The sequence below is a fragment of the Hydrogenovibrio sp. SC-1 genome (assembly GCF_002848135.1).
Taxonomy (GTDB): Bacteria; Pseudomonadota; Gammaproteobacteria; order Thiomicrospirales; family Thiomicrospiraceae; genus Hydrogenovibrio.
Genome location: NZ_PKGB01000001.1, coordinates 15,227 through 28,679 on the forward strand (window position 1 = coordinate 15,227; position 13,453 = coordinate 28,679).

The 13,453-nt window shown below is 42.4% G+C and carries 14 protein-coding genes; 9 read left to right on the forward strand and 5 right to left on the reverse strand.

Features of this window, described 5'->3' with window-relative positions:
• The first annotated feature begins 212 nt into the window (after window positions 1-212).
• The 9 genes from CYQ88_RS00085 (at window position 213) to CYQ88_RS00125 (ending at window position 8,854) form a co-directional block, all read left to right on the forward strand.
• Complete coding sequence (locus CYQ88_RS00085) at window positions 213-1,088, forward strand: HDOD domain-containing protein (RefSeq protein WP_158235982.1); 876 nt, start codon at window positions 213-215, stop codon at window positions 1,086-1,088.
• A gap of 120 nt (window positions 1,089-1,208) precedes the next feature.
• Window positions 1,209-3,137, forward strand: a complete 1,929-nt coding sequence (gene thrS, locus CYQ88_RS00090; RefSeq protein WP_101839171.1) for a threonine--tRNA ligase — start codon at window positions 1,209-1,211, stop codon at window positions 3,135-3,137.
• 26 nt (window positions 3,138-3,163) lie between these two features.
• Complete coding sequence (infC, locus tag CYQ88_RS00095; RefSeq protein WP_101839173.1) at window positions 3,164-3,718, forward strand: translation initiation factor IF-3; 555 nt, start codon at window positions 3,164-3,166, stop codon at window positions 3,716-3,718.
• A 221-nt stretch (window positions 3,719-3,939) separates the two neighbouring features.
• Window positions 3,940-4,137: a 50S ribosomal protein L35 gene (gene rpmI, locus CYQ88_RS00100; RefSeq protein ID WP_101839175.1), complete on the forward strand. Its 198-nt coding sequence runs from the start codon at window positions 3,940-3,942 to the stop codon at window positions 4,135-4,137.
• A 12-nt stretch (window positions 4,138-4,149) separates the two neighbouring features.
• Window positions 4,150-4,506 carry a 50S ribosomal protein L20 gene (gene rplT / locus CYQ88_RS00105; RefSeq protein ID WP_101839176.1) on the forward strand — a complete coding sequence of 119 codons (357 nt, stop codon included), beginning with the start codon at window positions 4,150-4,152 and terminating at the stop codon, window positions 4,504-4,506.
• 238 nt (window positions 4,507-4,744) lie between these two features.
• Window positions 4,745-5,743, forward strand: coding sequence for a phenylalanine--tRNA ligase subunit alpha (pheS, locus tag CYQ88_RS00110; RefSeq protein ID WP_101839177.1), 999 nt, complete (start codon window positions 4,745-4,747; stop codon window positions 5,741-5,743).
• Between the two features lie 24 nt (window positions 5,744-5,767).
• Window positions 5,768-8,149 carry a phenylalanine--tRNA ligase subunit beta gene (gene pheT, locus CYQ88_RS00115; protein WP_101839179.1) on the forward strand — a complete coding sequence of 794 codons (2,382 nt, stop codon included), beginning with the start codon at window positions 5,768-5,770 and terminating at the stop codon, window positions 8,147-8,149.
• Window positions 8,150-8,193: 44 nt separating this feature from the next.
• Complete coding sequence (locus CYQ88_RS00120; protein ID WP_101839181.1) at window positions 8,194-8,487, forward strand: integration host factor subunit alpha; 294 nt, start codon at window positions 8,194-8,196, stop codon at window positions 8,485-8,487.
• Window positions 8,474-8,854 carry a MerR family transcriptional regulator gene (locus tag CYQ88_RS00125; RefSeq protein ID WP_101839183.1) on the forward strand — a complete coding sequence of 127 codons (381 nt, stop codon included), beginning with the start codon at window positions 8,474-8,476 and terminating at the stop codon, window positions 8,852-8,854. The genes CYQ88_RS00120 and CYQ88_RS00125 overlap by 14 nt, the downstream gene beginning before the upstream one ends.
• On the opposite strand, the gene CYQ88_RS00130 is transcribed toward CYQ88_RS00125, so the two are convergent.
• From CYQ88_RS00130 to CYQ88_RS00150, 5 genes are read right to left on the reverse strand one after another with little or no spacing between them, the layout of a single operon-like run.
• Window positions 8,851-9,447, reverse strand: coding sequence for a hypothetical protein (locus CYQ88_RS00130; protein ID WP_233188767.1), 597 nt, complete (start codon window positions 9,445-9,447; stop codon window positions 8,851-8,853). The genes CYQ88_RS00125 and CYQ88_RS00130 overlap by 4 nt on opposite strands.
• Window positions 9,448-9,461: 14 nt before the next feature.
• On the reverse strand, window positions 9,462-10,316 hold the full coding sequence (locus tag CYQ88_RS00135; RefSeq protein ID WP_101839185.1) for a symmetrical bis(5'-nucleosyl)-tetraphosphatase: 855 nt from the start codon (window positions 10,314-10,316) through the stop codon (window positions 9,462-9,464).
• A 1-nt stretch (window position 10,317) separates the two neighbouring features.
• On the reverse strand, window positions 10,318-11,112 hold the full coding sequence (rsmA, locus tag CYQ88_RS00140) for a 16S rRNA (adenine(1518)-N(6)/adenine(1519)-N(6))-dimethyltransferase RsmA (RefSeq protein ID WP_101839187.1): 795 nt from the start codon (window positions 11,110-11,112) through the stop codon (window positions 10,318-10,320).
• Window positions 11,099-12,115: a 4-hydroxythreonine-4-phosphate dehydrogenase PdxA gene (gene pdxA / locus CYQ88_RS00145; RefSeq protein ID WP_101839189.1), complete on the reverse strand. Its 1,017-nt coding sequence runs from the start codon at window positions 12,113-12,115 to the stop codon at window positions 11,099-11,101. The genes rsmA and pdxA overlap by 14 nt, the downstream gene beginning before the upstream one ends.
• Window positions 12,116-13,453, reverse strand: coding sequence for a peptidylprolyl isomerase (locus CYQ88_RS00150; RefSeq protein ID WP_101839191.1), 1,338 nt, complete (start codon window positions 13,451-13,453; stop codon window positions 12,116-12,118).

A 13,453-nucleotide genomic window follows, 5' to 3' on the forward strand; every position in this document is an offset into this window, starting at 1 on the left:
TCAGTTGTGTTTGGGAAGCGCAATTAATGATGCTTTGTTAATTAGTCAGTCTGTGAAAATGGGGATTGATTATAGCGGAAAAACTTTTAGAAGAATAGAGTAAAATCATTCAGAAAATAACTTTGGTGACTAAAGCAAAGTATTCAGTTATGAGTACAGTATCGGCTTGTCTTATAAAACATTAAATAGCCTGCATTTTTAAAGGAGGGTGCGTGACAACAGTAGCGAACTATAGGGTAACGAGCGCTGAGGTGATTGACGCTTTGGTTGATTTGAAGCGGTTACCAAGTTTTTCAAATACGTTGGCAGAATTTGATCGGTTGGTTAATCAGGCTGCGGGGACTCATGTTGAGGAGGTGGCAAAGCTTTTGCAGTCCGATCCTCGAATGATGGCGGGCGTGATAACGACAGCTAATACAGCGCGATATGCTCGAGGTGGGCAAAAAGTAACTCGGCTAATTGATGCAGTAAAGCTGCTAGGGGTAAAAGATGTTCGGGCTATGATTATGGCGCTCAGCTTCTTGGATGTGTTTCAGGGTGGAGTTGCAATCGATGCGGATGCTTTTTTAAAGCATTCTTTGGTTTCTGGGTTTATTGCTAAAAATCTAGCAAAAACTTTTAAAGTGGCGGAATATGATGCTTTTCTGATGGGGTTGTTTCATGAGATAGGTGTATACATTTTGGCAACTTATTCAGAAAAGGGGTTTGCGTTGGTAGTAGAGAAATCGCATCAAAATTTAAAATATTACCTTTCAGCGGAGCGTGAGGTCTTTGGTGTGACACATTCTAGTGTCGGTGCTCGTATTATTAGTCATTGGCATATGCCGGAGATAGTGGTTAGGGGTGTTTTGGGTCATCACTCTCCAGCCCGTATTGAACTGCAGTATCAGAACGCGGCCTATTTAACGTTTCTAGCGGAGTCAGGGGCTATTTATTTGGGTGTATTTAATGGGGTGGTAGAAGGCGTAGAGGGTGTTTTGCGAGACTCAGTACTGCGTGTTCTGCAAAAACAAGGAATTTGCGAAGAGGATTTTTTGAATGCCGTTGAAAAGGGTTATCAAGAAGCACAGTCTGTGGGGTTGATTTAGCTTTCTATCGCCTTAATGACTATGTTATAATTCTTCGCTTTGTTGAATTCCTGTAGATTCGCATTGGTTGGGTTCAATAAGCTTTATTAAATTCGTAAAAACAAAGAGTTGCCAGATATTATGCCAATTATTACGTTGCCAGATGGTTCAAAAAAAGTATTTGAAAATCCTGTTACAGTGTTGCAGGTCGCCTTGGAAATTGGTCAGGGCCTAGCAAAAGCAACTATTGCTGGACGTGTTAATGGCGAGCTGAAAGATGCGTCAGATATGATTTCTGAAGATTCAGAATTGTCGATAATTACCCTGAAAGATGAGGATGGAGTGCATATTATGCGCCATTCTTGCGCTCATCTATTGGGTCATGCGCTAAAGCAACTTTATCCTGATGCAAAAATGGCGATTGGTCCCGTTATTGAAAATGGATTTTATTACGACATTGATCTAGATGAAAAGATTACACCTGAGAGCTTGGTGGAAATCGAACGGCGAATGGGTGAGCTAGCAAAAACGGGCTACGATGTTATTAAAAAAATGACACCCAGAGCTGAAGCGCTGGAGATTTTTCAATCTCGCGCTGAAGATTATAAGGTCGAATTGATTAATGATATGCCTGATGAAAGTGCATTTGGACTTTATTATCATCAAGAATACATTGATATGTGTCGCGGACCGCATTTGCCACATATGGGGTTTGTTAAAGCATTTAAGTTGACGCATGTTGCGGGGGCTTATTGGCGAGGTGATTCCGATAATAAGATGTTGCAACGGCTTTATGGCGTCGCTTTCCCAGATAAAAAGGCGTTAAAGGCGTATTTGGTTATGATGGAAGAGGCTGAAAAGCGCGACCATCGTAAGTTAGGTAAACAGTTAGATTTGTTTCATGTGGATGAGATTGCGCCGGGTATGGCTTTTTGGCATCCAAAAGGGGCAACGCTTTATCGCATCGTAGAAGACTATATGCGACAACAGTTGGTTGAAAATGATTACGATGAGATTCGTACCCCTCTTATTATGGATCGGAGTCTTTGGGAAAAGTCAGGTCACTGGGATAAGTTCAAAGACAATATGTTTACCACGGAAACAGAAAGTCGGGATTATGCCGTTAAGCCGATGAATTGTCCGGGGCATATACAGGTATATAATCGTCATTTAAGCAGCTATCGTGACTTGCCTGTGCGCTTGGCTGAATTTGGTCTGGTTCATCGTAATGAGTCTTCCGGAACTTTGCATGGCTTAATGCGTGTGCGATCTTTTACCCAGGATGATGCGCATATTTTTTGTACACCAGAACAAATACAAGCTGAGGTTCAAGCTTGTATCGACTTAGTGTATACCACTTATGCTGATTTTGGGTTTAACCAGATCGCTGTAAAGTTTTCGACTCGTCCAGATAAACGAGTGGGTTCTGATCAAGTATGGGATTTGGCTGAACAAGCTTTGGAAGATACCTTGAAAGCGGCAGAATTGCCTTATACCTTGCAGCCAGGCGAAGGGGCTTTTTATGGTCCTAAAATCGAGTTTCAATTGAAAGATTGTATCGGACGGGTTTGGCAGTGTGGGACCATTCAGTTAGATTTTTCAATGACGCAAGCAGAACGTTTGAATGCGGTTTATATCGGTGCTGACAATGAAAAACATCACCCTGTTATGATTCATCGTGCCATATTGGGTTCTTTGGAGCGATTTGTAGGGATTTTAGTTGAACATTATGAAGGGAAGTTCCCTACTTGGTTGGCTCCAGTTCAAGCTGTGATTGCTCCAATTTCAGAAAATCATGCGTCTACAGTGACCGATTTTGCTAAAAAATTGAAAAAACATGGGTTTAGAGTTGAAACAGACTTGAGAAATGAGAAGGTTGGGTTTAAAATTCGCGAACACACTTTACAGCGTGTTCCCTATATCTTGGTTATTGGTGATCAAGAAGTGGAAAACCAGACGGTGAATGTTCGAGCACGAAGTGGTGAAAATATGGGAAGTTTTACATTGGATGAACTTGTCGATCACCTCACCCAAGACATAGCTCAGCTCGGTCGTCATGTTCAATCTTAGTTTTATATTAATCAGGAGATAACGCTATCGCAGTTAGAAGAGGTCGTGGAAGACCACAGCAACCAGAAGTCCCAAAGGATAATATTAACGGAAATATCTCTGCCAAAGAGGTTCGCTTAATTGATGCAGAAGGTGAGCAAAGAGGGGTTGTTTCAATTGAAGAAGCCCTTGAAGTTGCTAAGGAAGCTGAGCTGGATTTAGTTGAAATTTCTGCAAAATCAAATCCCCCTGTTTGTCGTGTGATGGATTATGGTAAGTTTGTTTACCAGCAACAAAAGAAAAAGCACGAAGCGAAGAAAAAACAAAAACAGGTTCAGGTAAAAGAAGTTAAATTTCGCCCCGGTACTGAACAAGGTGATTATGACGTTAAGATGCGGAATTTAATGAAGTTTCTTGATAATGGCGATAGAGTTAAGGTCACTATCTGGTTCAGAGGGCGTGAGATTACCCATAAAGAGTTGGGAATGCGCATGCTTGAACGAGTCCGTGATGATATTAAAGAAGTCGCTACGGTTGAACAGATGCCTAAGATGGAAGGACGCCAATTACAAATGATGGTGGCGCCAACCAAAAAACAATAGATTTTTTTGAATAGTGACTCAGGTCATTATTTGACAAAACTTGACCCGCAAGTTAACGGGAAATGCAATAACTGGGGTGAAATCACTTCCGGTGCAGCTCTTCAGTGCTGTTTATTGTTTAGCGTCAGCCTTAACCTAGTTAAGGGGTGACTTTTCTTAAAACTGAAAATTCTTTGTATTTCTATTTGGAAATATAAGAATTTGCTAGTGGAGTTTTAGCAATGCCTAAGATGAAAACCAATAAAAGTGCTCAAAAGCGCTTTAAGAAAACCGGCTCTGGCCGTTATAAATGCAAACAATCACATCTTCGTCATATCTTGACTAAGAAGTCGACTAAGCGTAAACGTCATCTGCGTTCTGGCAGCATGATTCATGATAACGATGTGGCAATGGTTCGCCGCATGTTACCCTACGCGTAAGGAGACGGACTGATGGCAAGAGTAAAAAGAGGCGTCATTGCACGCAGAAGACATAATAAAATCTTAAAGCAAGCGAAAGGCTATTATGGAGCACGTAAAAACGTATTCCGTGTTGCTAAGCAAGCTGTAACTAAGGCTGGTCAATATGCTTATCGTGACCGTCGTAATAAAAAGCGTACTTTCCGTCGTTTATGGATTGCACGTATCAATGCGGCAGCACGCATGAACGGTATGACCTATAGCCGTTTTATCTCAGGTTTAAACAAAGCGGGTGTCGCAGTTGATCGGAAGGTTCTTTCTGATATTGCGATTCACGATGCAGCTGCATTTTCTGCGATTGTAGAAAAGGCAAAGGCCGCTTTAGCTTAAACTGTGATAATTTAAAGGGGCGTCAAGCGATGGATTATTTAAATTGCTTGGTAGCTCCTTTTTTATTTTTAAGGGTACTCATTAGTCAAGCTAAGAATTAGTGTCTTTAAAAATAATCTCAAATAACACCATTCATAAATAGAGCCCCGCTCTATTAACTGTTTTATGTGTTTATCATCGGTTTGTTCATAACCGAACTCTCTGATAACACTCACTTATTTTAAGGGTCGTTAAGATCATGCAACAGACATTGCAAGCGATAGTCTCCCAGGCTAAGGAAACCATTCATACGGTTTCAGAACTCACACATTTAGATGAAATTCGAGTTCAATATTTTGGGAAAAAAGGCGAACTTACTCAAATGATGAAAACGCTAGGCAAGCTCTCTGCAGAGGAGCGCCCTAAGGCGGGTCAGATTATTAATGAAGCTAAGCAAGCCGTTCAAGGTTTGCTTGCTGATAAAAAGCAAGCTTTGGAAAATGCGCTTTTAGAGGCTCAGCTGACCAGTGAAACAATTGATGTGACTTTACCAGGAAGAGGCGTCAATATCGGTGGGATACATCCCGTAACACGTACTTTACGCCGTATTGAAACCATCTTTGCCAAAGCTGGCTTTGAAATCGAAACCGGCCCTGAAATTGAAGACGACTGGCATAATTTTGAAGCGCTCAATATACCAGAAACCCATCCTGCTAGAGCTATGCACGATACGTTTTACTTTGATGCGCAAACCGTTTTAAGAACGCATACGTCTGGCGTACAGATTCGAACGATGGAAAATCGTGATGTTCCTATGCGGATTATTGCCCCAGGCCGAGTATATCGTTGTGACTCAGATCAAACACATACACCTATGTTTCATCAGGTAGAAGGGTTGATTGTTGAAGAACAGGCCAGTTTTGCACAATTGAGAACGCTAATTATTGCGTTTTTAAAACAGTTCTTTGAGGATGATCAACTGAAAGTTCGGTTTAGACCCTCTTATTTCCCATTTACGGAACCCTCTGCTGAAGTGGATATTGCCACTAATTTGTTTGGTGATGGCCGTTGGATAGAGGTTTTGGGATGTGGCATGGTTCATCCTAAGGTGTTAGAAAATGTTGGCGTTGATGGTGAAAAATATACTGGCCTAGCTTTCGGTTTGGGGGTCGAGCGCTTAGCAATGCTACGTTATGGCGTAACCGACTTACGTCAATTTTTTGAGAATGATGTTCGGTTTTTAAAACAGTTTAAATAATCACCAGGCCTGGCGAGAATAGATATGAAAATTAGTGAAAATTGGTTAAGAGAATGGGTTAACCCAGCCTGGGAAACCAGTCAGTTAATAGAAGAATTAAGCTTGGCAGGACTAGAGGTAGACGGAGCTGAAGCGGTTGCGCCAGCGTTTACCGGTGTTGTGGTGGCCAAAGTATTATCGGTTACTAAACATCCTGATGCCGATAAGTTAAATATTACTCAGGTCGATATTGGTGCTGAGGAACCTGTTCAGATTGTTTGTGGTGCGAGCAATGTCGTTGCTGGCATGAAGGCTTGCTGTGCAACCGTTGGTGCGGTACTTCCTGGCAACTTTAAAATCAAAAAAGCAAAATTGAGAGGGGTACCTTCAAACGGTATGCTATGCGGTGCAACGGAATTAGGTTTGCCAGATACTGGGGTAGATGGGTTGCATGTTTTAGCTGATGATGCCCCTGTTGGTGAGGATATCCGCTGCTATTTAGATTTAGACGATCAAGTGATCGATATTGACTTGACGCCCAATCGGGCAGATTGTTTAAGTGTTGAAGGGGTTGCAAGAGATATTGCTGCTTTTGCAGACTGTCAGGTTGCCCAACCTTTTACTCTGGATACGGTTAGTAAACAAGGCGCCTGTCCTCAATCTATCCAAATAGATCAACCAGCCGCCTGTCCAAAATATTTGGGCGTGTTGGTGACCGATTTTGATACCTCAGCGCAGACTCCAGATTGGATTGTTCGAAGACTTAATCGATCAGGTATCGCTGAAAAGTCATTGAGTGTCGATATTACCAACTATGTGATGCTTGAGCTTGGGCAACCGATGCATGCATTTGATGCGGATGCTTTGACAGGGACGGTCACAGTCCGTATGGCGAACGCTGGAGAACGTTTGGTCACGCTGGATGAGAAAGAACTCGAATTAAAACCGGACACCCTTGTGGTTGCTGATAAAGCAGGTCCAATTGCACTTGCTGGTATTATGGGTGGGTTAGCAACCAGTGTAAATGACAATACGCAAAAGCTTTTCTTCGAATGTGCTCACTTTGCCCCTTTAGCTATTACAGGAAAAGCGCGACAGTATGGGTTGCATACGGATTCTTCACATAGATTTGAGCGAGGCGTGGATGCTGAGCTACCTGAAAGAGCACTGGAAAGAGCCTTGCAATTATTTGTAGAGTGCGCCGGTGGTCAGGTTTCAGAGGTCTCATCAGCGATTGATAAGACATCTCTACCCAAGCAAGCTGAAATCAGTTTACGCTATGAGCGAATCAAGAAGCTACTCGGTGTTAACTTGGAGCGTCAAGTCGTTGAGGCGATTTTTGAACGACTGAATTTTCAAATTCAACTTGAATCAAATGGATGGTTGTTAACCGCACCTTCTTACCGATTTGATATCGCTATTGAAGCTGACTTGATTGAAGAGGTAGGACGTGTATTTGGTTATAATAATTTACCAAATGACGCATTAGTCGCGCCTATGCGCTTGCCACATCTGCCAGAAGCAATTCAAGAACAAATGTTTATTCGCAAAGAACTGGTCAGTCGTGGCTATCATGAAATTATTACCTATTCATTCGTAGAAGAAACGTTGCAAAATACTTTGGTTCCAGATGCAGAAGCGGTGCTTTTACAAAACCCAATTTCGGATGATATGAAAGCGATGCGTACAACGCTTTTCCCTGGTTTATTACAAACCCTAGCTTACAATCAAAAACGTCAACAAAATCAACTTAAGTTTTTTGAAATGGGCTTGGTTTTTCAGCGTCACGGCGATGAGACACAGCAAACGCCGATGATTGGCGGTGCGATTGTTGGTCCAATCAATAGCCCGAGCTGGACAGGGGATGATCGAGTAGCAGACTTTTATGATTTAAAGGGAGATGTCGAAACGCTTTTGGCATTAAGTCATGTTCAGGATAAGGTTCGTTTTGAGCCGACACAGTCTACCTTATTCCATCCAGGGCAGGCAGCGGCACTTTATCAACAAGATCGATGTGTAGGTAGTCTTGGGCAATTACACCCAGGCCTGGCCAAAAAAGCGGGTGTTTCAGGTAAGGTTTACTTATTTCAACTTGAATTAGACGTTATTTTGACACAAAAAATTCCGATGGCTGAGCCGATCTCAAAATTCCCAGAAGTCCAACGTGATTTAGCATTTGTCGTTGCTGATGATTTACCGGTACAGGCATTGTTGGATGCGTTAAATACGGTGGATAATCCTTGGTTAAAATCAATAGAGTTGTTTGATATCTATCGAGGACAAGGCATCGCCGATCAACAAAAAAGTATTGCGTTAACGCTGAAACTACAACATCCAGAAAGAACTTTACAGGATGAAGAAGTAGAATCTCTTGTTCAGGCCTATATTGCTAAGGCTTCTGAAAAGGTTGATGCGAGCCTAAGATAACGCATTCCGATTAAAATACCCAGTCAAACTGAGAGGAAAGAACCATGGCACTGACTAAAGCAGATATTGCTGAAAATTTATCAGATACGTTTGGCTTTAACAAACGCGAATCAAAAGACCTAGTTGAACAGTTTTACAATGAAATGACAGAGGTGCTCGTTAAAGGTGAACAGATTAAATTATCAGGGTTTGGTAATTTTGAGCTAAAAGACAAGAGTGCCCGTCCGGGACGTAATCCAAGAACCGGTGAAGATGTTCCCATTTCTGCAAGAAGAGTGGTAACATTTAAGCCAGGTCAAAAATTACGGGCTCAAATTGATAACTATGGCAAAGACTAAGGCATTAGATCAACAGTTAGAAATTGATTTACCTGACAAAAAGTATTTTACGATTGGTGAGGTCAGTGAGTATTGTCAGTTAAAATCCCATGTGTTGCGTTACTGGGAGCAGGTATTTCCCCAGTTGCAACCCAATAAGCGCCGGGGTCGGCGCTATTATCAAAAACGTGACGTTGAGTTAGTCGTTGAGATAAAATCATTATTACATGATCAAGGGTTTACCATATCAGGCGCTAAGGTACGGTTGGCAAAAGGGGATTTGATTGAAGAGTCGTTTGATCGTCCTCCTCAGTCCATTGAGCAGCAACTGCAATTGATGCGTAGTGAGTTAAAAACGTTTCAGCAGTATTTTGCTAAACGTTATTAATTGACCTCTTCTTCATAGTCCTCATCTTCCTCTTGCTGCGGGGCCGTTTCTGGGTACTTGAGTTGCCAAATTCTGATGAACTTGTCTCGGTCGAGGTGTTTCTGAAGCAAGGTTAATGCAGCCACATATTGTTCAATATAGACATAATTCTGTTTTTTTAAGCTTTGCCATAGATGGCGATATTTTATTGGCAAGAAGTCTTTAAAGTGGGGGATGACACCCATTTCACCTTCTGCTTTTTCGATTCGTTGCATGATATCAATACGAGCTTGCCTCTTAAATTTCTTCTCATAGTTGTCGAGCATTTTCCCAATCAAAAATAGAAGGCCAGCCACCACTAAGAAGGTCAGAATAAATTGGTCAGACAGAAAGGTGCCAATTAAGGTTAAGATGACTAATAATAGTGCACTAACCGGCATGGTTAGCACAAAAAGCCATGCATGATTCCCCTTGAGTTCATCAACTCGTTGACTGATATCGAATTGATTCACGTCAATTGCGTAAAGGCGTTCAAGCATGTCTTCTGCATAAGGCATGTTTGGGACAAATGGAATGTCCGTTTGTAGATCAGCTTCAGTTTGCGTGTCGGTCATTGCCATAAGATGAATTAGTTATTTGCTTTAGGTTTACAGATTATATTACAAGATATTGTATGGCGTTTGTTCGTTTCAAGACAATAGGCGGTTAAGTATCCTCCCCAAAGGCACCCTGTATCGGTTGAATGCACTTGATAGGCATCCATGACGCCCAGTGTTGACCAATGACCAAAAAAGATTTCACTGTTTTTATTTTGGCGATTCGCATGTGAGAACCAGGGTAAAAACTCAGACCGGGATCGCTGTAATTGTTTGGGCGTGTGTTTTTGTTTAAAATCCAGTTTGCCTTCTGCATTACAGTAACGCATTCGAGTAAAGGCGTTGGCAATATAGCGTAAACGATCCCATCCTTGTAAGCCGTCATGCCACTGTTTAGGCTTTGATCCAAATAAATGGTTTGTAATAAAGTTTTGCCAGTCATCCGCTTGAAGCGTCTGTTCAAATTCTTTAGCAAGGTTGTACGCTTGGTCGATAGTCCATTGTGGGGGGATTCCTGCATGAACCAATACAGCGGAATGAACCGGGTGGCGAATCATAAGTGGCTGGTGCCGCAACCAGTCAATCAGGCTGTCTACGTCAGGGTGGGATAAAATATCTTCTAGTGTGTCCGTTTTGCTTGCATAGTCATGTAAGCCGCAATAAGCTGCCAATAATTGAAAATCATGGTTTCCGAGTACTATTTGAGCTTTGCCTTCAAGGTTCAGTGCTTGAACAAATTGTAAGCATTCAAGTGATTTGGGCCCGCGGTTGACAATATCTCCTGCAAACCAAAGAATGTCTTGATAGGGATCATAGTCGATATGCTTGAGAAGTTGTTGTAATTCATCAAAACAGCCTTGTAAATCGCCAATGATATACGTTGCCATGTTATAGACTCAAGTTGTGATAATGGTTTGCTAAACAAACAAAATCTGCAACAGTTAAAGTTTCTGCCCTGCTTGCGGGATTGATGTTGCATTGCTCAATCTGTGGGATTGATAACCAGCCTTTAAGATTGTTGCGCAGGGTTTTGCGCTTTTGAGAAAAGGCCTGACGCACCAAATCAGCAAAAGCCTTTTCATCTTCTGCTTGAACAGGTTTTTTCTGGTAAGGGCGTAAGCGGATAATGGCTGAGTCCACTTTCGGTTGCGGGTTAAAATTTTCCGGACCAACAGTCAATAAATACTCAACATCACAAGCATATTGCAACATAACGGACAGGCGTCCATAGGTTTTAACGCCTGGCTGGGCAGTGATGCGCTCAACAACTTCTTTCTGGAGCATAAAATGCATATCCTCAATCGATTCCGCATAGTTCATTAAGTGAAATAAAAGAGGGCTGGAAATATTGTAAGGCAGGTTCCCAACAATTCGCAAAGCGGGTGACGAGGGCGTTTTTAACAAACCATAATCAAAACTTAAGGCATCGGTATGATGCAGATGAAATGCAGGATAATGCCCTAGCTTTTGCGTCAAAGGCTGAATCAGGTCGTTGTCAATTTCAATAATATCTAAGTGTGCCACTTGTTCCAGTAACGGTTGTGTTAAGGCCGCTTCTCCAGGTCCGATTTCAACAAGATGCTGGTCTGATTTGGGGGCGATGGCAGCAATGATTTGTTGAATGATTCGGTCATTATTCAGAAAGTTTTGGCCAAATCGCTTTTTATGCTTATGATTGGCCATGACTTTTCCTTTCAACGATCATCTCATTAGCAACAGTTAACGCATATTCAAAGCTATTGGTATCTGCTTTGCCTTGTCCAGCGATATTAAGCGCTGTGCCATGGTCAACCGAGGTACGAATAAAAGGCAATCCCAATGTCACATTGACGGCACGGCCAAAGCCGAGTGTTTTTAATACCGGAAGTCCTTGGTCGTGATACATGGCTAAAAAGGCATCGGCCTGCTGACGGTGACTCGGACTGAAAATGGTATCAGCGGGCAGAGGACCGACTAAATCCATGCCTTCTTGCGTGAGATGCTTAATAACTGGGATGATGGTGGTAATTTCCTCCATTCCCAAGTGGCCGTCTTCACCAGCATGGGGATTGAGTCCCATAATAAAGATTTTCGGGTGTGCAATTTTAAACTGAGTTTGCAACGAATGATGCAAGATCCGGATAACACTTTCCAGTAATTCAGGCGTTATGGTTTCGGAAATGGCTTTTAGCGGAAGATGGGTAGTAACTAGAGGTACTCGCAAGCCCGGTGTCGCCAGCATCATGACCACTTGGCTCGTATTTGAAGTCTCGGCAAGTAATTCGGTATGCCCGGTAAAGGGGATCCCTGCTTGATTAATAATGCCTTTATGGATAGGGCCCGTCACGAGCGCATCAAAGGTCGAATCTAAGCATTTATCGACGGCAATGGATAACATTTCCAAAACATAATGGGCATTGTCCTCTGTTAAGATGCTGGGTTGGCTAGGCACTCTTAACGGCACGTCGATGACTTTGAGTTGTTGCGCTTGATTGGGCCGAGCAGCCTGTTCTGAGGCAAAGGGGAGTATTTGCAGTGGCAGTTTTAGCTGCTGTGCTGTTTGCCGAAAGAGATCGATACTACCCAATGCAACCCATTCATATGGCCAAGCATTTTGCGCGAGTTTAACGATTTGCTCAGGGCCAATTCCGGCTGGCTCTCCTGAGCTAATCAATAGACGATGGCACGAAGTGGTTGTCTGAGTCATTTAGTGTACTGTTGGTGATTTGAAAATATCGGTGTTCTTTAAGCGAATATCAATAATCGCTTCATCCTTCATGCGTCTTAACCAACCGGCATAAGATTCGGTTGCCTTTTTCATACGTAAGGTTTGCATCGCTTGTTGACGTTTATTCACAATTCCAAGATCTTTGTCTCGAATGCCATCTAAGTATAAAATTACCCATCCTTGTTCATTTGCAAATGGCATGGCTGCTTGTTTGGGAGCCAGTCCATCTATCGCTTTAAGGTAGTCTTTGGGCATTTCTGCAAGAGTTTTCCAACCTAAGTGGCTGTTGGCATTGACGGATGAAGGCATATCCTTGTATTTTTCACTTAATGCCTTAAACTTTTCTAAGCTGTTAATGCCTTGAGCCAATTTGACGAGGGTTGGGGTGGGCTTTTGCCTTTGCATGGCGTTGTCGGATAATAGAATAAAGCGGTAAAGGTGATATTGTTTAACCAACTTGGTATCTTTATCCCGTTTGTCTTTTAATTGAATAATATGAAAGCCAATTGCACTGCGAACGATCGGGCTGATGTCACCAACTTGCATGTCTTCGACTTCATTCATAAAAAAGGTGGGGAGTTGATCTGCCTTTAGCCAGCCCAGGTCTCCACCCTGTAGGGCATTTTGTCCTTCGGAATAGCGTACCGCCAGCTGGCTAAAGTTCTCCCCTCGCTTTAAACGATTTAACAGGTCTTCAGCTTTTTTACGGCTGGCTTTTCTTTCTGCCTGGGTGGCTGATTTCGGTAAACTAATCATTATGTGGCTGAGTCTAAACTCGGAGTAATTTTGCATAAGTGATTGGCGTTGAATAAAGTTGGTGATTTCACTCTCTGTGACTTGTGTTTTGGAGAGGACTTCCGTATCGCGTAGTTTCTGAAACAGCAGTTCTTGGCGAATGCCTTCGCGAAAATTTTCAAAGCCGTTAGGCTCTGTTCGATTGAGCTCATCACGGAGCTGAGCCGCGGTTATCTTGTTTTGTTTTGCAATAGCTAATACTTGTTGGAACAGTTCATCATCGCTGATTTTAAGTCCCAGTTGTTCACTGCGCTGTAACTGAATGCGTTCTAGAATTAAACCATCAAGTACCTTTTCAGCTAGCTCATCTTTGTCATTCAACTGAATATTGCGCGAACGCATTTCTCGCATAGCTTTTACCATGCCTTTTTCTACGTCACTTTTTAAAATAATATCGTCATTGACAACTGCCACCACTCGATCTAGTAGTTGGGTTTCTTTTGCACTCCATGCAAGTGGTGTTTGGCTCATTAGCCCCACTAAAAATAGGAGGATCCAGGTTTTTGAAAGAGGATTTTTCAT

Excerpts from the sequence above, each read along its gene's own strand:
- rplT (WP_101839176.1), top strand. The coding sequence starts at position 4,150 with ATGGCAAGAGTAAAAAGAGGCGTCATTGCACGCAGAAGACATAATAAA.
- thrS (WP_101839171.1), top strand. The coding sequence starts at position 1,209 with ATGCCAATTATTACGTTGCCAGATGGTTCAAAAAAAGTATTTGAAAAT.
- pheT (WP_101839179.1), top strand. The coding sequence starts at position 5,768 with ATGAAAATTAGTGAAAATTGGTTAAGAGAATGGGTTAACCCAGCCTGG.
- pheS (WP_101839177.1), top strand. The coding sequence starts at position 4,745 with ATGCAACAGACATTGCAAGCGATAGTCTCCCAGGCTAAGGAAACCATT.
- CYQ88_RS00120 (WP_101839181.1), top strand. The coding sequence starts at position 8,194 with ATGGCACTGACTAAAGCAGATATTGCTGAAAATTTATCAGATACGTTT.
- CYQ88_RS00150 (WP_101839191.1), bottom strand. The coding sequence starts at position 13,453 with ATGAAAAATCCTCTTTCAAAAACCTGGATCCTCCTATTTTTAGTGGGG.
- pdxA (WP_101839189.1), bottom strand. The coding sequence starts at position 12,115 with ATGACTCAGACAACCACTTCGTGCCATCGTCTATTGATTAGCTCAGGA.
- CYQ88_RS00130 (WP_233188767.1), bottom strand. The coding sequence starts at position 9,447 with ATGACCGACACGCAAACTGAAGCTGATCTACAAACGGACATTCCATTT.
- CYQ88_RS00125 (WP_101839183.1), top strand. The coding sequence starts at position 8,474 with ATGGCAAAGACTAAGGCATTAGATCAACAGTTAGAAATTGATTTACCT.
- rpmI (WP_101839175.1), top strand. The coding sequence starts at position 3,940 with ATGCCTAAGATGAAAACCAATAAAAGTGCTCAAAAGCGCTTTAAGAAA.
- CYQ88_RS00135 (WP_101839185.1), bottom strand. The coding sequence starts at position 10,316 with ATGGCAACGTATATCATTGGCGATTTACAAGGCTGTTTTGATGAATTA.
- rsmA (WP_101839187.1), bottom strand. The coding sequence starts at position 11,112 with ATGGCCAATCATAAGCATAAAAAGCGATTTGGCCAAAACTTTCTGAAT.